Source organism: Streptomyces sp. NPDC002867 (genome assembly GCF_053591895.1).
The window spans coordinates 1-18,292 of record NZ_JBSFUR010000079.1; the positions used below are offsets into that span (position 1 = coordinate 1).

14 protein-coding genes are annotated in these 18,292 nt (G+C 73.0%); 3 read left to right on the top strand and 11 right to left on the bottom strand.

Annotated features, from left to right (window positions below):
* Window positions 1–70: 70 nt before the first annotated feature.
* From ACWD0A_RS33480 to ACWD0A_RS33500, 5 genes are all read right to left on the bottom strand, one after another.
* Window positions 71–1,564, bottom strand: a complete 1,494-nt coding sequence (locus ACWD0A_RS33480) for an AMP-binding protein (RefSeq protein WP_451304317.1) — start codon at window positions 1,562–1,564, stop codon at window positions 71–73.
* Window positions 1,561–1,860 (bottom strand): acyl carrier protein, encoded by a 300-nt coding sequence (locus ACWD0A_RS33485; RefSeq protein ID WP_451304319.1) that lies wholly within the window; start codon window positions 1,858–1,860, stop codon window positions 1,561–1,563. Before ACWD0A_RS33485 ends, ACWD0A_RS33480 begins: the two co-directional genes overlap by 4 nt.
* A 30-nt stretch (window positions 1,861–1,890) precedes the next feature.
* Window positions 1,891–2,901: a 3-oxoacyl-ACP synthase III family protein gene (locus ACWD0A_RS33490; protein WP_451304343.1), complete on the bottom strand. Its 1,011-nt coding sequence runs from the start codon at window positions 2,899–2,901 to the stop codon at window positions 1,891–1,893.
* 35 nt (window positions 2,902–2,936) lie between these two features.
* Window positions 2,937–4,292, bottom strand: coding sequence for an MFS transporter (locus ACWD0A_RS33495; protein WP_451304321.1), 1,356 nt, complete (start codon window positions 4,290–4,292; stop codon window positions 2,937–2,939).
* Window positions 4,293–4,504: 212 nt separating this feature from the next.
* Window positions 4,505–5,407: a LuxR C-terminal-related transcriptional regulator gene (locus ACWD0A_RS33500; protein WP_451304323.1), complete on the bottom strand. Its 903-nt coding sequence runs from the start codon at window positions 5,405–5,407 to the stop codon at window positions 4,505–4,507.
* A 209-nt stretch (window positions 5,408–5,616) separates the two neighbouring features.
* On the opposite strand from ACWD0A_RS33500, the gene ACWD0A_RS33505 reads away from it, so the two are divergent.
* Together ACWD0A_RS33505 and ACWD0A_RS33510 are read left to right on the top strand one after the other, a co-directional pair.
* Window positions 5,617–6,300, top strand: a complete 684-nt coding sequence (locus ACWD0A_RS33505; RefSeq protein WP_451304325.1) for a 4'-phosphopantetheinyl transferase family protein — start codon at window positions 5,617–5,619, stop codon at window positions 6,298–6,300.
* Window positions 6,301–6,754: 454 nt separating this feature from the next.
* A complete protein-coding gene (locus tag ACWD0A_RS33510) occupies window positions 6,755–8,170 on the top strand; it encodes a helix-turn-helix domain-containing protein (RefSeq protein WP_451304327.1) in 1,416 nt (471 codons plus the stop codon).
* Between the two features lie 10 nt (window positions 8,171–8,180).
* Here ACWD0A_RS33510 and ACWD0A_RS33515 read toward each other — a convergent pair whose 3' ends face one another.
* Window positions 8,181–9,938 (bottom strand): acyl-CoA dehydrogenase family protein, encoded by a 1,758-nt coding sequence (locus ACWD0A_RS33515; protein WP_451304329.1) that lies wholly within the window; start codon window positions 9,936–9,938, stop codon window positions 8,181–8,183.
* On the bottom strand, window positions 9,935–10,279 hold the full coding sequence (locus tag ACWD0A_RS33520; protein ID WP_451304331.1) for an acyl carrier protein: 345 nt from the start codon (window positions 10,277–10,279) through the stop codon (window positions 9,935–9,937). Before ACWD0A_RS33520 ends, ACWD0A_RS33515 begins: the two co-directional genes overlap by 4 nt.
* A gap of 149 nt (window positions 10,280–10,428) precedes the next feature.
* On the opposite strand from ACWD0A_RS33520, the gene ACWD0A_RS33525 reads away from it, so the two are divergent.
* A complete protein-coding gene (locus ACWD0A_RS33525) occupies window positions 10,429–11,244 on the top strand; it encodes a thioesterase II family protein (RefSeq protein WP_451304333.1) in 816 nt (271 codons plus the stop codon).
* A 269-nt stretch (window positions 11,245–11,513) separates the two neighbouring features.
* Here the strand turns inward: ACWD0A_RS33525 and ACWD0A_RS33530 are convergent, their stop codons facing one another.
* The 4 genes from ACWD0A_RS33530 to ACWD0A_RS33545 form a co-directional block, all read right to left on the bottom strand.
* Window positions 11,514–12,755: a cytochrome P450 gene (locus ACWD0A_RS33530; RefSeq protein WP_451304335.1), complete on the bottom strand. Its 1,242-nt coding sequence runs from the start codon at window positions 12,753–12,755 to the stop codon at window positions 11,514–11,516.
* A gap of 40 nt (window positions 12,756–12,795) precedes the next feature.
* Window positions 12,796–13,566 carry an SDR family NAD(P)-dependent oxidoreductase gene (locus ACWD0A_RS33535; protein ID WP_451304337.1) on the bottom strand — a complete coding sequence of 257 codons (771 nt, stop codon included), beginning with the start codon at window positions 13,564–13,566 and terminating at the stop codon, window positions 12,796–12,798.
* A gap of 68 nt (window positions 13,567–13,634) precedes the next feature.
* The gene (gene gntD / locus ACWD0A_RS33540) at window positions 13,635–14,714 is read right to left on the bottom strand and encodes a guanitoxin biosynthesis L-enduracididine beta-hydroxylase GntD (RefSeq protein WP_451304339.1); all 1,080 of its coding nucleotides are present in this window, start codon (window positions 14,712–14,714) and stop codon (window positions 13,635–13,637) included.
* A gap of 182 nt (window positions 14,715–14,896) precedes the next feature.
* On the bottom strand, window positions 14,897–18,292 hold a 3,396-nt coding region (locus tag ACWD0A_RS33545; protein WP_451304341.1), incomplete at its 5' end, for a non-ribosomal peptide synthetase.

The window sequence follows — 18,292 nt, forward strand, 5'->3', positions numbered from 1 at the left end:
CGAGGGAACGGTGAAGGGGCTGCCCGGCCGGGCAGCCCCTTCACCGTTCCCTCGGTCCCGTGCGGGGACGTCAGTCGGACGCGAGCAGCGACTCCCTGATCCGGGTCCGGTCGATCTTGCCGGTCGAGGTCCTGGGCAGCGGGTCGGTCACCGTCTCGATCACGCCGGGTACGGCGGCGCGGACCGTGCGCTCCGCGCAGTGCTGACGCAGCGCCAGGACACCCACGGCCCCGGGTTTGTTCAGGCGCAGCCGGGCGTGCAGGCGGTGGCCTGCGACGGGGTCGGGGAGCGCGACGACGGCGGCCTCGGCGACCGCCGGGTGTTCCAGCAGGACGGCCTCGACGCTCTGGGTGCTGACCTGGAATCCCCGTACCTTCACCAGGAAGTCGGTGCGTCCGAGCACGCTGAGGGACCCGTCCGCGTGGCGGGTGGCGATGTCGCCGCTGCGGTAGTAGACGAGGCCGGGCACGCCGTCGGGATGCCTGCCGAACTTGGCGTCGCTCGGCACGTTCACGTAACCGGAGGTCTGGAAGGGCGTGTTGACGAGCAGCTCGCCCTGTCCGGGACCGGTCAGCGCCCGCCCGTCGTCGCCGGTGATCAGCCAGCTCACACCGGGCAGGGGCCGCCCGATGGGCAGTGGCGTGCGGACGGGCCGGTCACGGTCCACCTCGTGGAGGAAGCTGTTGTTCGTCTCCGTGCAGCCGTAGTTGTTGTACCAGCGTGCCGTGGGGAAGGCCGCGGGCAGCCCCTCCAGCACCCGCGCGGGCATGCTGTCCCCGGCGAAGACGAGGTGCTCGGGCGTGACCAGCGGCTCTCGGCCGGCGGTCGCCTCCACGAGCAGCTGGAAGAGGAGCGGGACGCCCTGGATCACCGTGACCCGGTGGTCCACGACCAGGTCGCGCAGATAGCCGGCCACGGTGCCCCGGTCGGGGTCGGCCAGGACGACGGTGCCGCCGTACGCGAGCGTGGTCCACACGTCCAGCATGCACAGGTCGAAGTTGAGCGGGGCGTAGTTGAGGACGGTGGTGCCCGTCGTGATCCCGAAGGTCTCGGACGCCCACGCGGTGAACCGGGTGACCGCGCCGGAGGAGATCGGAACGATCTTGGGCAGGCCGGTCGAGCCCGACGTGGTGAGCAGGAAACCGACGGCGTCGTCGTCGACGGTCACCGGCGGCCGCTGCTCCTGCGCACCGCCGGAAGCCGCGGACAGGTACACCACGCGGTCGACGAGCGGACCGTCGGCCAGGCCCAGCACCACGGCACATCCGCCCTGCTGGTACAGCTCCTTGAGCGGTGCGTCGGGCAGTTCGTGCGAAGGCAGCAGGAAGCTGCGGCCGGCCATCAGGCAGCCCAGTACCAGGGCCACCGCCTCGGGCGACTTCCGCACGCGCAGACCCACCGGACGGCCGGTGTCCGGAGCGGCGCTCTCCACCACGGTGCGGGCCCGGCAGGCCATGGCGTACAGCTCGGCGTAGCTGACCGGGCGGTCCTCCCATATCAGCGCGGGCGCGGACGGGTGGGCGGCCGCCCGGTCGGCGAACGCGGTCGCGAGGGAACGGTTCACGCCCGTCCCTCCCCGGCCGCCGCGCGCTCGGCCGTGGCCCGGATGGCGCGCACCGAGCGGAAGTTGCGGCCCGCCAGCTCGTGGTCGGGCAGCGCGATGCCGTACCGCTTCTCCATCCAGGCGGCGATGTGCAGCACACCGAGACTGTCGATGACGGCGGTGGCCAGCAGGTCGTACTCCGCGTCGAGGTCGCCGGCGTCGACGCCGGGCAGGAATCGCTCGACGACGAAGCGGGTGATGTCGTCCTCGGACACGGCCGGTGCCGTCTCCGGTACGGTGTCGGGCTCGGCGGTCATGTGCTTCCCTTCCAGGGGTTCTTGACGTCCTCAGACCTCGATGAGCGTGCAGAACCAGTGCATGCCCGGCGCCGCCACGCCCACGAGTGCCACGAGGTCTCCCAGCGCCAGGTCGCCGGCCTCGATGTGCCGCCAGAGGCAGACCAGTTGGTCGGCCGCGCCCATGTGGCCGAGTGCGGCGGCGAGTGCGGCGTTGGTGCGCTCGACAGGGACGCCGATCGCATGGGCGGCCTCGTGTATCGCCTGCCGGCTGTCGTTGAGGTGGATGATCCGGACGAGGTCGCCGCGGTCTCTTCCGGCGCGGGCGAGAGCCTCGTCGACCACGTCCGCGAGCCGCTGCCGGATCTCCTCCATGAATCCCTGGAAGCGCACCGGGTCCCGGTCGAAGTGGCGGTAGACCGCGGCCATCGGGTCCACGTCCAGATTGCTCCGGCCCGCGGGTGCCACGGGGGAGGCGGCGCCGCCGAACTCGATGCGGAACAGGTCCGCGTACTCGGGGTTCGTGAAGTGCGCGGAGGACAGCCGCCGCAGACGCGGGTGGCCGCGCCGCAGGACGGCCGCGACGGCGCCGTCACTGGCCACGACGCCGTTGAAGTCCATGCGGTTGGTGTGCGCCTCGCTGTGCACGTTGACCAGGGCCACCAGCACGGTGTCGGTGCCGGGCCCGAGGGCCATGGCGCCTGCCGCGTGGTCGAGCGCAACCGACCAGGCGGCGCAGGCCTGGGTGACGAGCACGGTGGGAGTGCCGTGCGCCCCCAGGGCCCTGGCGACGGCCGCCGAGGGGTCCCAGCCCAGGTAGTCGGGGACGTCGGAGTGTCCGACGATGATCAGGTCCACGTCGGCGATGCCGAGGTCCGCGTTCTCCAGGGCCTCGCGGGCCGCCTCCGCCGCGAGGTCGGTCGCCGTGACCCCGGCCGGCGCCCGGTGGTAACTCTCGTACCCCAGGCCGCCGACGACCTCGGGATCGGTGACGTACTCGCCCGCTGTCTCGGCCACGCCGCGCCGTTCACCGAAGGCCATGCCGGTCGTGACAATGCCCATCTCCACCGAGGTGACCACCTGTTGTCCCTTCGCTCCTACGGTGATGTCGTGCTGTGCCGGCTCTCGTCGGCGGGGGCGGGCGCCGACGGCTGCCCGGGAGCCGCCGACAGGGCCGGAAGTTCCTCCACCTCGGCCAGCGGGGTGTCCAGGATCCGGAGCTGCCGCCGGGCGATGTGCAGCGCGACCGCCAGCACGGCCATGGCGGCGGCGAGGATCAGAACGGCCTCCTCCACTCCGGCGACGTCGGCGAGGACACCCGCCGCCAGCGGACCGATCCACTGCACCGACTGGAAGCAGAACTGGCCCGTCGCGGCGACCCGGCCCAGATACGCGTCGGGGACCAGCCGCACCTCGTACGACTCGGTGACGACGTTCATCGGCACCATGCTGGTCATGCCGACCATCATCACCAGGCCGATCTGCCACGGCCGGGGGACCACCGCCACGACGGCGAAGGACGCCACGAACATCCACGCGGACAGCAGGAGAACGCGCCGCGCGCCCAGCTTCCGCATCAGCCACGGTCCGGCGACCGCTCCGACGACGCCGCCCGCGACGGCGAGCGAGGACACCACGCCCACCGCCGTCGGTCCGCCGCCCCGATGCTGCACGAGCACGATGAAGAGCAGGGTGAAGCCCTGCGCGACGGTGTTGAGCAGAGCACCCCAGACGATCGTGAACCTGAGGTAGTCGCTGCGCCTGATCATGCGCAGTCCGTCGCCCATGTCCGCGATCAGACCGGGCCGCTGTTCCGCGTCGCGCCGGTCGGGGCCGAGCGGCCGCCTGATGAGCAGCGAGCTCAGAGTGATGAAGAGGAAGGAGGCGGCGTCGAAGAGGAACGGCACCCAGCGGGCCATGGAGTACAGCAGGCCGCCGAGGGGCGCGCCGACGAGCTGGGCGACCATGTCACGGCCCATGATCTGCGCGGTGGCGTCCGGCACCTGCTCCTTGGGGACGATCCGCCGCAGCACCGACATCGAGACGCCGGCCTTCAGTCCGGCCGCGAGCCCGCTGACCAGGGCCAGGGCGTCGAGCGCGAGGATCGAGGGATCGCCCCGGTACACCAGCAGGGCGACGGCGCCCATCGACAGCGCCTCGGCCAGCGGGGCCAGGCACAGGATGGCGCGACGGGAGACGCGGTCGGCGAGTGCTCCGCCCAGCGCGAGGGTGGCGAGCTTGCCGAGCATGTGCAGGACGGTGATGGTGCCGGCCTGCGTCGCCGACCCGGTCGTGTGGAGCATGAGCAGCGGGAAGGCGAGCATCGACACGGTGGTGCCCAGGGAGGACAGGCCGTCACCCGACCACCAGTACATGTAGTCGCGATTGCGCCACAGGGACGGGTGCTGCTCCGCGGGAGCGCTCTCCGTCTCCTCGGGACGTGATTGCGCCATCGCCATTCGCCCCTGCCCATTCGTGGTTCGGCTCGTCCGGGCCGGTGCCCTGGATCTCGTGAGCATGCTGGTCGATGCGTCACGGGCCGGGCCAGGCAGCACACCGGCAACTCAGCGGGAGAAAGCTGCCGCCGCCCCGGGAGCGGGAGCGGGAGGGGGACGGCCGGGGCCGCCGGGCGCCGCGCCCCTCCACGGCCCCGGGGGCCCGGCTGTCAGATCCAGCCACGCTTGGCGGCCCGGTACCCCGCCTCGAAACGGCTGCCCGCCCCCAGCCTGACGCAGAGGTCCGCGACGATCCGGCGCACCGTACGCAGCGAGACGCCCAGGCGCCTGCGGATGACGTCGTCGTTCAGGCCACGGGCCAGGAGGCGCAGGAGCTCCCTCTCCCGTGGAGTCAGCTCGTGTTCGTCCGGCTCGCCGGCGGTGCCGAGCGGGACCGCGCGCTCCCAGACCCCTTCGAAGAGGGCCGTCAGCGCCTCGAGCGCGCCGGGTGTCGAGACCTGCATGACACTGCGCCACGGGTCGGACGGGTCGGCGGGCAGCAGGGCCGTCGACCGGTCGGCGACGAGCATGTGGACCGGCAGCGACGGCACCGTCCTGACCGGACTGCCGAGTCCGCCGCCCCAGACGGCTCTCAGGGAGCCTCTCGTGTCGCCGCGGATGCTGTCCGTGGAGACCGTACGGGTCGACACGCCGCGGCGGCGGACCTGGCGCTCCAGCGGCTGGACGGTCTCCAGCCAGCTCGCGGACGGGGCGCCGCCCGGGACGAACGCCAGCCACTCGGTGTCGACGGTGTCGGCGAGTGTGCGGAGCCGGTCCGCGACGGCCTCGTGCCCGGTCAGGTACTCGCTGCCGGTCTCCCAGCACACCGGATGGCCGTCCGCGAAGGTGTCGATCAGATCCAGGACGGCGGCCCGGTCCTCCTCGAATTCCTGCAGCCGGGCCTCGATCCCGGACATCTGCTGAAGCAGCAGGCTCTTGAGCCCGAGACGCGGATCCACCAGCCGGCCGAGGCCGTTGCCGAGGGGGCGCAGCAGCTCCAGTTTCTCCAGCTGCTCAAGGGCCGTGCGCACGTCCTGCTCGGAGAGGCCGAGCTTTTCCGCCAGTTCCTCCACACATTGATACCGGCCGGTAACGAGCTGCTTGTACACTGCGTCCGTAAGGCTGTCGAATCCTAGCCTTTCCAGCATTGAGTCACGCCCCCGTGTCCCCCTTGCCCTCTTGCCACGTGCGCACCATCTTCACACGAGGTGCGCGTGTGGCACACGTGTCCGCATCGGGTTGCTCGCGCGTCAATGGGCCGCCCCCGGTGAGGAGTTGCCGAGTGATCGCCGACCTGGTGCCCGCCAGGGTGCGCGCCTGCGAGGCGTTCGGCGACTCGGGTCCGGAATCGGCGGTCAGGCTCTTTCCCGCCGAACAGGCCGCGGTGGCCGGAATGTTCGACGAGCGACGCAGGGAATTCACCTCGGTGCGCGGCCTGGCCCGCAGGGCGCTGGCCGCTCTCGGAGTGACACCGCAGCCGCTCGTCCCCGGACCCATGGGCGCCCCGCAGTGGCCGGTGGGAGTGGTCGGCAGCATGACCCACTGCCCGGGCTACCGCGCCGCCGCCGTCGCGCGCGCCGCCGACTACGCCGCCATCGGTATCGACGCCGAGCCCCGGGAGTCCCTTCCCGGCATCGTGGCGTCGCGTATCGTCACCGACGGGGAACGCGCCTGGCTGCGGAAGGACTTCGCAGGGGCCGGCGAACTGCCGCTCGACCGCCTGCTGTTCAGTGCCAAGGAGGCGTCCTACAAGGCGTTCTCGCCATGGCTGGGAACCCGCTTCGGCTTCCGGGACTTCACCGTACGGCTGCGCTCCGACGGCACGTTCCACGGTGTCCCGCCGAGGGGTGCCGTGCTGCCCCGCGCGGCCGCCGGTGCGGCGGCCTTCCCGGGCCGCTGGGCTGTGCGTTCCGGGTATCTGCTGACCGTGGTGGCTCTGGCCGCGTCCGCCTCACCGGAATGCTGACATGTTCATTTTCATTCCTGTTGCGGGACGTGGCAGCAAGAGGTCATACGGCCCTTTCCTGCCACGTTCACCGTTCCCACTCGTACGCGTTGTCGAGTAGGGTCCGGATCAGGCCGCGTGGACACACCCGGGGGAGTTTGTCATGCCGAACGAGGCGATCTGATGCCCTTGCGGTCCGAGGTTCGCGTTTTGTCCGTCTGAGCGACAACGACGATCCTCGGCCGCGTTGTTGAGTCATGGTCACATGCCCAGTCGCAGGCAACGGGGGCGACGAGGGCGACCGGAAAACATCGCTCACCGGTGACCAGCGGTGACGTGCCCGCACCTGCGTCGCCGTGGGCTGCCCCGAGGCGTTCCGACTCGACAATCCGGCGGTGTCCGACGATTCATGCGCACGTAACGGGATGTGCTGGGCCGGCACACGTCTCATGCAAGAAAAAGGGGGATTCTTTTCATGACGATGCCCAGTGAGTTCATTTCCTTCGACAGGACGGATATTCATCAACTGCGCGACTTCCTGATCAACCAGCGCAGGGTCTCCGGCTGGACGCAGGAGGAGCTGTCCGAACGCTCCGGCGTCAGCGTCCGGACCATCCGCAACCTGGAGACCGGGTCGAACACCAACCCGCGCCGGACGTCCGTCGCCCTGCTGCTCACCGCCCTGGGAGCGGCGCCCGCCGCGCTCCCCGAGGCGGCGCCCTGGGACAGCAGCGGCTGGCCCGCCCTGCCCGAGCAGCGCTCGGACCCGCAGCGCGGCCGCACCGCGACCCTGTCGCCGTGGCACGGTCCCCGGCCGCTCCGCGACCCGATGGTGGGCCGGCAGGCCGACATGCGCCACATCCTCGCGTCCGCGCAGCGCAGCCGGCTGATCATCCTGACCGGCCCCGGCGGCGTCGGCAAGACCCGGCTGGCGCTGGCGGCGGCCTCCCGGCTCCGGCCGTTGTTCCGGGACGGCGTCGCCGTCGTCGACCTGCGCGACTGCCCGCCCGAACGGCTCGACCCCGCCCGGACGCGCGCCGAGTTGACGCGCGTCACACAGGAGCTGACCGGCGAGGCGCCCGGCTCCCACGGCGGAGCGCACCACGCCCGGCGCCTGCTCGTCCTGGACGGCGCCGAGCATGTCGCGCAGCAGACCGCCCGCATCGCACGGCAGTTGCTCGACGAGCACCCCGGCCTGCACCTGATGGTCACCTCGCGCCGGGCTCTGGCCGCCGGCGCGGCCGAGACCTGGGAGGTCGAGCCGCTCGGGGTCGACGGCCGGCAGTCCCGCGACGTTGCCGTGCCGAGCGCGGTGGAGCTTCTCCTGCGCCGGGTGCAGGCCAGTCTGCCGACCCTGGACCTCGCCCACCACCTGCCGCAGGCCACCGCGTTGTGCCGGCTTCTCGACGGTGTACCGCTGGCCATCGAGATCGCGGCCCAGCGGCTCCGGTCGCTGCCGCTGACCTCCCTCCTGCACGAGGAGACGCTCTTCCACCTGCTCGACCAGGTCGACGCGGGCGGCCTCAGCGCACACCGCACGCTGTCCGACAGCGTGCGGTGGAGTTACGACCTCCTCCCGGGGCAGCACCGCGAACTGCTGCACGACCTCGTCGCGTTGCCGGACGGCTTCTCGCTGGACGACGTGCTGAGCGCCCAGCCGAGCCGCCGCCTCGGAATGATGCGCGTCGCCCATCTGCTCGCCGAGCTCGCCGACGCCTCGCTGGTCCAGATCAACCGGGAACGGCAGTACACGTACCGCATCCACGCACTGGTGCGGCACGTCGTGACGCACGCGGAGCGGACCACGGACACGAGGACGGCCCGGCCGTCGGAGCCGGGCCGTCGTGAGCCCGTGGCCGTGGGCAGCGGCGCGGGATATCCCGCCGCCTGACCCGGGACCATCAGCCGGTGGCGCCCCCCGCCGCCCCGGCGGCCGCCTTGACGGTCCGCAGCGAGAAGTGCTCCGGACCGTCGAGGCTCGCCAGCATCAGCTCTTCCAGCCACGGCAGCAGGCTCTCGTCCAGCTCCGCCGCGGGATCGAGCCGACGCAGCAGGCGCTGCAACGCGAGCACCAGCCATCCGGTGCCCCCGGCCGATGCGCGCTCACGCTCGAACGAGTACAGCCAGGTGTAGAGGCACGAGGCCGCCGCGTGGAAGACGCAGTGCTCGGCGGCCCGGTCCTGCCCCTCCGTCGTCGCGGCGTCCAGCGAGCCGTCGGCGATCCGCGTGTAGAACACCGCACGGCGCGCGGAGAGTTCACCGAGGACCTTGACGAGCGCGGCGGCCACGGGCGCGGGAAGCTCGCTCTCGGCCACCCGGCGGGCCCGGTCCACGGCCGGCTCCCAGCCCCGGGTGATCTCGTCCTCACTGGCGTTGGTCAGCCGCAGCGCCCTGCCCGAGGGACGCCACACCGGCGCCTCCCGGGACCAGTCGAAGAGCTGACGCAGGACGTCGTCACCGCCGCGGGCCGGCCGGCCGGCCACCCGGGCCACGGCGGGCAGCTGCGACGCGATGCTGTGGAGGTTCACATGCGTCGTGCCCTCGAAGATGCTCGCGATCGCATGGTCGCGCTGGAGCTTCTGGAAGGCGCCGGAGGCCACCCCCTCGCGCAGGTAGCTGCGTGCGCCGAGCACGCGGGCCGCCTCCTGCACGACCTCCTCGCCGAGCGTCGGCACCAGGTACTTCACCACGGACGACCACAGGCTCAGCCGGGAGGGGACGACCGTCAGCGAACGCGCCACCGGCAGCGTCGTGCACTCCGCGATCAGCAGGTCGAGGTACGCGTGCACCAGGTGCCGCCGGATGACGGGGATGCGGTAGATCTCCTGGCCGTACAGCACGCGCTCGCGCGCGTGGCGCAGGGCGATCCGCAGCACCGCGTCCATGGTGCCGATCGACAGGGCGCCGATCGCGGTGCGGGTGATCTGCAGCACCTGCAGAATCCCGGCCAGACCCCCTCCGGGGCGGCCGAGCAGCGCACCGGCGGGCACCCGGGTGTCCCGGAAGGTGATGCCGCTGAGATCGTGGCCGCGCAGCCCCACCGTCCGGACGAAGGGGTGGTTGTCGAAGCTCCCCTCGTCCAGCTCGCTCTTGTCGAGCAGCAGCAGGGAGGACCCGACGCCTTCGACGGCCGCGTAGACCGTGACGAAGCGGCCCCTGGTGGCGTTGCCCACCGGCCACTTCTCCCCGGTGACGAGGAACCCGTCGCCGTCCGGCACCGCCGTCGTCTCGTTGGTGCCCAGATCGCTGCCGTGATCCGGCTCCGACACCGCGAAACAGGCGAGGTCCCCGTCGAGGAGCCCCCGCGCGACGCGCGCCCGCTGCTCGTCGTCGCCCCACAGCCACACCGGGTTGACGCCGAGGAGCGCGGAGCCGAACATCACCGAGACGGTCAGGTTGCGGCGCGCGAGCGAACGGGTCAGCAGGACGAGCTGCTCCAGGTTCCGCAGCCGGCCGCCGAACTCCTCGGGCACCAGGTACTGCGAGAACCCCCACGACCGGACCAGGTCGACCGCACCCGGCGGCAGCGTGTCGTTCTCCTCGTACGCGACCGTCTCCGCGTAGCTGAACGGGCCGCTCTCCGCGTCCGGGTCGCCGAGCGTGCGCTCGAGGTCCGCGGCCAGCACGTAGGAAGGGCGGTCGAAGGCGTGGCCGGTCATGCCGCGGGTTCGTCGGCGCCGTAGCGGGCGAAGAGGTCGGCGACCTCCTCGGCGTCGGGGAGCTGTGCCCGGCCCTCCGCCACCTCCGTGCCGACGAACTCGATCACGTCGCGCACGCGCTCCAGCTTCATCGCCTCCTCGGGCGTCAGCGTCCGCAGGCCGTACAGGTCCTCGAGGTTGTAGCCGAGTTCGGCGAGCACGAGGGAGTGGAATCCGAGATCGCCGACGAGGCGGAGGTCCGGGTCGACCTGGGCGAGCTTGCGCGGAGCGATCAGCCGGACCATTCCGCACACCACAGGGGAGACGGCTTCGGCGCCGACGGCGGCAGGAGTGTGAGTCATGCCGTCGACGCTAGGTCGGCCCGTGCACCCGTTCCCAGGCAACGGGCCCGGCAAGCACACGGCAACTCGGTGCTGCCGGGGCGCGATCCGGCCACAACTGCCGCCCGGCTGCCTGGCCCGGGCGTGCGGCAGGCCCGAGGCTGGTGGGCATGAGCACCCTCGACGCCCACACATCGCCCACAGGCTGGATCAGCGCCCGCTACGCCGTCGGCCGGCCGCGGCTCAGACTGCTCTGTCTGCCCCACGCCGGCGGGAGTTCGGCGACCTTCCACGCCTGGCGGCCGTACGTGCCCGAGGGGATCGAGCTGGCCCCGCTGGAGCTGCCGGGCCGCGGCTCCCGCATCGGCGAGCCGGTCCCGGAGGCGCTGGAGCCCCTGGTCGAGGCCGTCCTCGCCGGCATACGCGGCGAACTGTCCATGCCGTACGCATTGTTCGGCCACAGCTTCGGAGCGGCGGTGGCGTACGAGCTGACGCGCAGGATCGAACGGGACGGCGGCCTGAGGCCCCCGAGCGCCCTGATCGTCTCGGGCGCCCGCGCGCCGCACGTGCCGCTCGGCAGGGCGGCCGTGGCACACGGCAGCGACGAGGAACTGGTCGCCTGGCTGCGGCGCACCGGCGGACTGCCCGACGAACTCCTCGCCTTCCCCGACTTCCTGAGGGACCTGTTGCGCCCGGTGCGCGCGGACATGGCGCTGGCGGAGGGGTACCGCATCCCACGGCCGGTCGCGGTCGGCTGCCCGCTCCTCGCCCTCGCCGGCGCGCAGGACGAGGTGAGCACCCCGGCACAGGTCGAGCCGTGGGCGCTGTACGCGTCGTCGGCGCACCGGATGCGGGTCCTGCCCGGAGGCCACTCCTTCCACCGGACGCATGCGGAGGAGACGGTGTCGGCGGTGCTCGAAGCACTCGTCGCGGACCGGCGGGTCCCGCCGCCGGGCCCCGCGGGCGCGGCCGGAACGCCGGGATAGCGGCTGCGGGGTTCATCCGCCGGGGCGCCGGCCCCTTCGGCCCCCGCCCGCCGGTGCGGGCAGGCACCCCGCGCCGGCGGTGCGGGGATCCTGGGCGTCCGGCCTCGCCGTGCCGGCGCAGGCGCTCGCCCGTACCGCACGGGGCCCGGAGCGCGCCCCTGAGGGCAGGCCCCGGCGGGCGCGCCGGGGCGCTCGGAGCCGCGGCGGCGGCTCCCGGTCCTGCGGGCCAGGGTGTCCCCCGGCGGGCCGGAACCCTGCGCGGCGAGCTCTCAGGAGCGGGGCGCCCGCCGGCCGGTGAGGGTGATCGGCAGGGAGGAGAAGCCGCTCAGGAAGTTCGAGTACACATGCCGCGGCGTGCCCGCGGGCTCGGCCGAGGCGACCCGATCGCGCAGGCTCTCCAGCAGCGCCGCCAGTTCGGCGCGCGCCAGGAACGCGCCGAGACAGAAGTGGGGACCGTACGCGAACGACAGGTGCTTGTTGGGGGTGCGGGCCAGGTCGAAGTCGTCGGGGCGGTCGAAGACCTGCTCGTCGCGGTTGCCGGACGCCAGCCACGTGACCACGATGTCGCCCGCCTCGACGAACTGGTCGCCGAGCAGGACGTCCTGGGTCGCCGTCCGGCCGCTGTGGAGCGCCGGGGTCGTCCAGCGCAGCACCTCCTCGACCGCTGAAGCCGTGCTGACCCGCCCCGACGTGAGCGCCTGCCACTGGTCCTCGTGCCGCATCAGCGCGTGCAGTCCGCCGATCATCGCGAAGCGCGTCGTCTCATGACCGCCCATGATGATGCTGTAGCAGTTGAAGACGATCTCCTCGTGCGTCAGCGGCCGGCCGTCGATCTCCTTCGTCACGAGGAGGCTGACCACGTCGTCGTACGGCTTGGCACGGCGCTGGGCCGCCAGTTCGGAGAAGTAGAGCAGCAGCCCGTTCCGTGACGACCAGGTCGCCTCCTCGTCGGGCACACCGTCCGCCGAGGACAGCGCGGTCGAGGTGAGGTCGATGATGTGCTGCCGTTCGGAGGCCGGCACGCCGAGCAGGTCGCAGATCGCGGCGAGCGGGATGTGCGCCGCCACGTCCGCGGCGAAGTCCACCCGGCCCCGCTCCACCGCCTCCTCGACGAGTTGCCGGGTGCCGCGCCGCACGCTCTCGATCACGACGTCGAGCGACCGCGGCGAGAACGGCTTCAGCAGCGCGCTGCGCAGGGCCTGGTGCGGACGGCCGTCCGTGACGGCCAGCATCTGGCCGGCGGCCGAGTCGCCGCCGGCCAGCAGGGTGTCGAGCACGTTCCCGCGCTCCGACGTGAAGGTCTCGCTGTCGCCCAGCACCGAGACGATGTCGCTGTAGCCGCTGACCGCCCAGAACCCGGGACGGCTGCCGGTCGCGGGCTGCCAGTGCACCGGCGCCTCCGTACGCAGCCGGCGCCACAGCGGGCCCAGGTCGTGGTGGGCGTGCAGCAGCGGATCGGCGAGATCCAGGGCGTCGAGCGGGCCGTGGGCGGGAGCCGGGCGGGTTTCCATGGGGTTCCTCGAACTCGGTGACGGTAGGCGTGGGGCGCGCTCAGCCCAGGGGCTTCGTGGGGCCGGGGAAGAAGGCGGTGGTGGCACCGGCCGTCTCGGCACCGTCCACGACGAACTGCTGGCCCGAGACGAACGCGGCCTGCGGGGACGCCAGGAAGTGGAAGACGTCCGCGATCTCCTCGGGCGAGGCGTGCCGGCGGGCCGGGATCCGCTCGTTGACCTCCTCGAGCATGGCGTCGGTGTACTCGGCGCGCTGCATGGGTGTCAGGACGGCGCCGGGCGCGACGCAGGCCGTCCTGATCAGCGGGCTCAGCTCGACGGCGAAGGTCTGGCACAGCGACGCCACGCCCGCCTTGCTGGCGTTGTAGTCCGCGTAGAGCGGATAGCCGCGGGAGCCGTTGACGGACGCCGTCGCGAGCAGCACGCCCTCGCCCCGGCGCAGCATGTGCGGGGCGGCGTGGCGCCACAGGGCGAGAACGCCCATCAGGTTCACGTCCAGGGTGCGCCGCGCCTGCGACTCGGTCAGGTCGAGGATGCTCTGCCGGACGCTGATGCCGGCGTTCGCGACGACGACGTCGATGCCGCCGCGCTCGGCGTGCACCCGGTCCACGGTCTCGCCGGTCCGGTTCCAGTCCGCGACGTCGAGCTCGATCCAGCGGAGGTGCCCGCCGCCGTCGCGGGGGCCGTCCGCCGAGCCCGGCGCGGGAGGCTGTACGTCGAGGTTGACCACGTAGTCGCCGGAGCGGGCGAACCGCTCGGCGGTGGCCCGGCCGATGCCGCTGGACGCGCCGGACACGATGACTGTGCGCACGGGGAGGTGCCGCCTTTCTGCGGATGCGGGGTGCGGGGTGCGGGACGCGGGACGGCGCCGAGGGGAGGTCAGACGATGACGCGGTGGTGTGCGAGCGCGTAACCGCTCGCATGCCGCCGCAGGTTGCGGCTGACGGTGAGCTTCTTGAGCCAGCGGTCGGTCCCGTCGTAGCGCGGCGTGAACGGCAGACGGCCGTGCACGGCACGGTAGTTGTCGACGATCAGCAGGGAGCCGGGACCCACCGTGACGTTCCGCTGCACGCGCCGCAGCTCGTCCATGAGCCGGTCGAGCGCGGCCTCGGCCTCCGTGTCACCGGGGCGTACGTGCATGAAGGGCCGGTCGATGCGCAGGTACGGGTTGAACCGGTCGCCGAACAGGACGGCGGTCGGCACGGGCCGGTCCACCATGGCGTACAGCTTCACCAGCGCGGGATGGCCCGGAGCCTGCGCCTCCAACTGCCGGACGTGCTCGGTGTCCGGCAGGATGTGGAAGCGGTCCTCGGCGAGCACCGTGCGGTCGTCGTCGCTCAGCCGCACGTCGCGTACGGACGCGACGACGGTCGGCACCCGGTCGGGATTGCGCAGACCGAACAGCAGCAGGTAGTCGCAGCGGTTCGGGTGGAAGCCGTCCTCGGTGTGGAACTCCAGCAGGCTCTCGCTGCCGTAGCCGCTCTGGCGCATCTCGTCGCCGCGGATCGGCAGGATGTTCTGGATGATGCGGCCCTGCTGGAGCGTCGCCCAGCCGAACGGGTCGCCCAGCACCATGCCGCACATCGCCAGCCACAGCTCCTGTTCCCTGGCCGCCTTGCTCTCGATGGCCTCGCGCCAGTGCTCCGGCGTGGGGCCGAGCTGCTCGTCGTCGACGGGGAAGCCGTGCACGAGGCACGCGGCCGCGCCCTCGGTCCGGCGGTAGGACAGGAGGAAGCCCCGCAGACGCGCGGGCAGCAACTCCTCGGCCATGTGGTCGCGGTCGTAGAACTCCGGCAGGTCGGGCGCCCCGTGCGAGTCGCCGAGCCGCGACGCGGCGGCGCGCAACTCGGCGGCCTCGTCGGGATCGAGGCGGTACTCCAGGAGGATCTCGCGGCCGTCGGCATCCCGGTCGGCGCCGTCCCGGCGGGCCGCGTCCACAGCGGGATAGGTGCTTGTCATGTCGTCGTCCTCACCAGGTCGTGACCCGATCGGGTCGTCCGTCGTTCGGTCCTGTGCGGTCCGCGCACGGGTGCCGGACCGCGTGGTGGTGCGTCACCGGACCGGCCGAGCAGGGTCCCGGCCGTACTGGTCCAGTGGTGGTGCGAGGGCGCCGCGCGGGCCGCTGAGGGCCCGGACGGTGCCTAGTCGTCGTCCCGCCAGTCCTCGGCGAACGCCTCGAGTTCGTGCGGGTCCAGCGTGATCAGAGGCTCGTCGGGGTCGTCCGCCGCATCGGCGGCCGGGGCCGGCGCGAGGTCCTTCACGGCGGCGGCGAGCGCCGCCACGGTCTTGTGGCCGAACACGTCGCGCGGCGTCATGTCGAGGCCGTCGGCATGGGCCAGGGTGACGAGCTTGATCGAACTGATCGAGTCGCCGCCGAGGTCGAAGAAGCTGTCGTCGATGCCGACCCGCGGCACGTCGAGGGCCTTCGCGAACAGTGCGCACAACTGCTCCTCGCGCGCCGTCCGGGGAGCCCGGCTCTCGCGGGATCCGGAGAAGTCCGGCGCGGGCAGGGCGGCCCGGTCGAGCTTCCCGCTCGGCGTGGCCGGCAGCCGGTCGAGCACGACGACGGCCGCGGGCACCATGTACTCGGGCAGGGCGTCGGCGACCCGCCGGCGCAGGGCCGCCGGCTCGGGCCGGCCGCCCTCGGCCGGCGTCGTGTACGCCACGAGCCGCCGGCCGCCGCCGTCCTCGCGGACGACCACGACCGCCTGGGCGACCGACGGGTCGCCGGCCAGCACCGCCTCGATCTCGCCCGGCTCGATCCTGAAGCCCCGCACCTTGACCTGCTCGTCCGCGCGGCCCAGGTACTCCAGGGCGCCCTGAGACGTGCGGCGCGCCATGTCGCCGGTGCGGTACATCCGCGAACCGGGCGGCCCGAAGGGGTCGGCGACGAAGCGTTCCGCGGTGAGTGCGGTGCGGCGCAGGTAGCCGCGCGCGAGGCCGTCCCCCGCGAGATACAACTCGCCGGGAGCGCCCGCCGGAACAGGCCGCAGCGCGCCGTCCAGCAGGTACACACGGGCCCCCACGACCGGGTCGCCGAGCGGCGGCACGGTCCGGCCCGCCAGCGGGCCGCTCATCGTCGCCATGACGGTCGCCTCGGTCGGACCGTACGCGTTGACCATGCGGCGCCCGGCCGACCAGCGTTCGACCAGGTCGGGCGGGCACGCCTCGCCCCCCACCACCAGGGTGACGCCGGCCGGCAGGCCGCCCTCGGGCATCACCGCGAGCGAGGACGGCGGCAGCAGCAGCGCGGTCACGCCGTGCCGGGTGACCGTGGCCGCGAGGGCCGGCCCCGGCAGCAGCTCGTCGGCCGGCGCGGTGACCGCGCTCGCCCCGGTCAGCAGAGCGGTCGCCAGCTCCCACACCGAGGCGTCGAAGCCCGGCGAGGCGAACAGCAGCACCCGCTCCTCCGCGCGCAGGGCCAGTCCGGCGCGCTGCTGGGCGATCATGGCCGCGATGCCGTGGTGGGGCACCAGGACGCCCTTGGGGCGTCCGGTCGACCCGGAGGTGTAGATCAGGTACGCGGTGTTCCCGGGCCGCAGCGGCGCCACCCGGTCGGCGTCGGTGAGGTCGTCGTCCGGCATGCCGGCGGTCAGCCCGCCGATGCGGTCGGCGTCCAGGCACAGCGTCCGTTCGGCGCCCGCCCCGGCGAGCAGGTCCGACGCCTCACTCGTGGTGAGGACGAGCGCGGGCCGCGCGTCGTCGAGGACGTACCGCAGGCGCTCCGGCGGGTGGCCGAGGTCCAGCGGCAGATAGGCGGCGCCGGCCTTGAGCACGGCGAGCACCGCGAGCACCGACAGGGCCGACTTGGGCAGCGCGACCCCGACCACGTCCTCGGGGCCGACGCCCTGCGCCACCAGCACCCGGGCGAGGCGGTTGGCCTGCGCGTCGAGGTCGCCGTACGTCACGGCCGTTGCGCCGTCGTACACCGCGACGGCGTCGGGGCGCGCCCGCACCTGCTCCCCGAAGAGCGCGGGGAAGGTGTCCGGCCGCTCGTGCGCCGGGCCGTCGGCGGCCGCGCGCAGGCGCGCGTGCTCGTCCGCCGTGAGCAGGTCGATGCGGCCGAGGGGCACGGCCGGGTCCGCCAGGAAGCCGTCGAGGACATTGCGCACCCGGGCGAGCAGAGCGGCGCCGGCCTCCGCGGTGAACAGGTCGGCCCGGTAGCTGAGTTCGAGGCCGAGCCGCTCGCCGGGGGCCACGACCAGGTTGAGCGGATAGTGGGACGCGCCGGGCACGGCTTCGCCGTCGACGGACATCCGCAGACCCGGGATCTGCTCCTGGATCGCCTCCCCGTCGAAGGGCGTGCTCGCGAAGTCGACGACGGTGTCGAAGAGCTCGCCCACGCCGAGCGCCCGCTGCACCGCCGTGAGGCCCAGGTGCTGGTAGGGGCGCAGCTCCGCCTGCTGTTCCTGGACGTCGGTGAGCACGGCGACGAGCGCTCGTGCCGGGTCGAGGCGTACGCGGACCGGGACGGTGTTCATCAGCAGGCCGATGATGTCCCCGGAGCCGGGCAGCTCCGGCGGCCGCGCGGCGGTGGTCGCGCCGAAGACGACGTCGTCGCGGCCGAGCAGCCGGCCGAGCACCACCGCCCAGGCGCCCTGCACCAGGGTGTTGAGGGTCAGGCCCGACCGGCGTGCGGCGGCGGCGAGCGCCGCGGTCCGCTCGGCGTCGAGGGCGTCCGTCACGAGATGCGGCACGGTCGCGGTGGCGGCCTCCGCGTCCGGCGCGACCAGCGTGGGCTCGTCGAATCCGGCCATCGCCCCGGCCCAGGCCCGCGTCGCCGCGTCCTCGTCCTGTCCGCCGAGCCAGCGCAGGAAGTCGGTGAACTGCACCGGTGCGGGACCGCAATCCGCGCCGCCGCGTGCGTAGCAGGCGAACAGGTCGCGGAAGAACAGCGGCAGCGACCAGCCGTCGAGCAGTCCGTGGTGGTGCGAGACGACCAGCAGGTGGTCGTCGGCCGCGAACCGGACGAGGGTGACCCGCAGCAACGGCGGCTCGGCGAGGTCGAAACGCCGCATGCGCTCGTCGGCGAGCAGCTCCGCGACGCGCGCCCGGCGCTCGTCCTCGCCTGCGGCGGAGAGGTCGATCTCCCGCCACGGCGTGCGTACGTCCTCGTGCACCAGCTGGACCAGCCGCCCCGAGCCCAGCAGCGTGAACGACGCGCGCAGCGCCGTGTGCCGGGCCAGGACCGCGTCGAAGGCGTTGCGCAGGACGGCGGGGGAGAGGTCGCCCGCCAGCCGCACCGGCGCCTGGGCCGTGTAGACGTCGACGCCGTCGGCGGCCAGCATCGCGTGGAAGTGCATGCCCTGCTGGAGCGGCGTCAGCGGCAGAACGTCGGTGAACGGGCGTCCCTGCGCCTCGAGTTCGGCGCGCTCGGCGTCCGTGAGGGAGATCAGCGGGCCGGTCGCGGCGGCCTGCGGGACCTCCGTCCCGGTCTCCTGAGCGGCGGGGGCGAGTTTGGCGATGGTTTTGTGGACGAAGATGTCCTTGGCGGTGAGGGCGAGGCCTGCGCGGTGGGCGCGGGCGGCGAGTTGCAT

What these genes read in the sequence shown, in the direction of transcription:
- ACWD0A_RS33490 (WP_451304343.1), bottom strand. Translation starts at nt 2,901, where the DNA reads ATGGGCATTGTCACGACCGGCATGGCCTTCGGTGAACGGCGCGGCGTG.
- gntD (WP_451304339.1), bottom strand. Translation starts at nt 14,714, where the DNA reads ATGACAAGCACCTATCCCGCTGTGGACGCGGCCCGCCGGGACGGCGCC.
- ACWD0A_RS33515 (WP_451304329.1), bottom strand. Translation starts at nt 9,938, where the DNA reads ATGACCGGCCACGCCTTCGACCGCCCTTCCTACGTGCTGGCCGCGGAC.
- ACWD0A_RS33485 (WP_451304319.1), bottom strand. Translation starts at nt 1,860, where the DNA reads ATGACCGCCGAGCCCGACACCGTACCGGAGACGGCACCGGCCGTGTCC.
- ACWD0A_RS33530 (WP_451304335.1), bottom strand. Translation starts at nt 12,755, where the DNA reads ATGGAAACCCGCCCGGCTCCCGCCCACGGCCCGCTCGACGCCCTGGAT.
- ACWD0A_RS33510 (WP_451304327.1), top strand. Translation starts at nt 6,755, where the DNA reads ATGACGATGCCCAGTGAGTTCATTTCCTTCGACAGGACGGATATTCAT.
- ACWD0A_RS33525 (WP_451304333.1), top strand. Translation starts at nt 10,429, where the DNA reads ATGAGCACCCTCGACGCCCACACATCGCCCACAGGCTGGATCAGCGCC.
- ACWD0A_RS33495 (WP_451304321.1), bottom strand. Translation starts at nt 4,292, where the DNA reads ATGGCGCAATCACGTCCCGAGGAGACGGAGAGCGCTCCCGCGGAGCAG.
- ACWD0A_RS33520 (WP_451304331.1), bottom strand. Translation starts at nt 10,279, where the DNA reads ATGACTCACACTCCTGCCGCCGTCGGCGCCGAAGCCGTCTCCCCTGTG.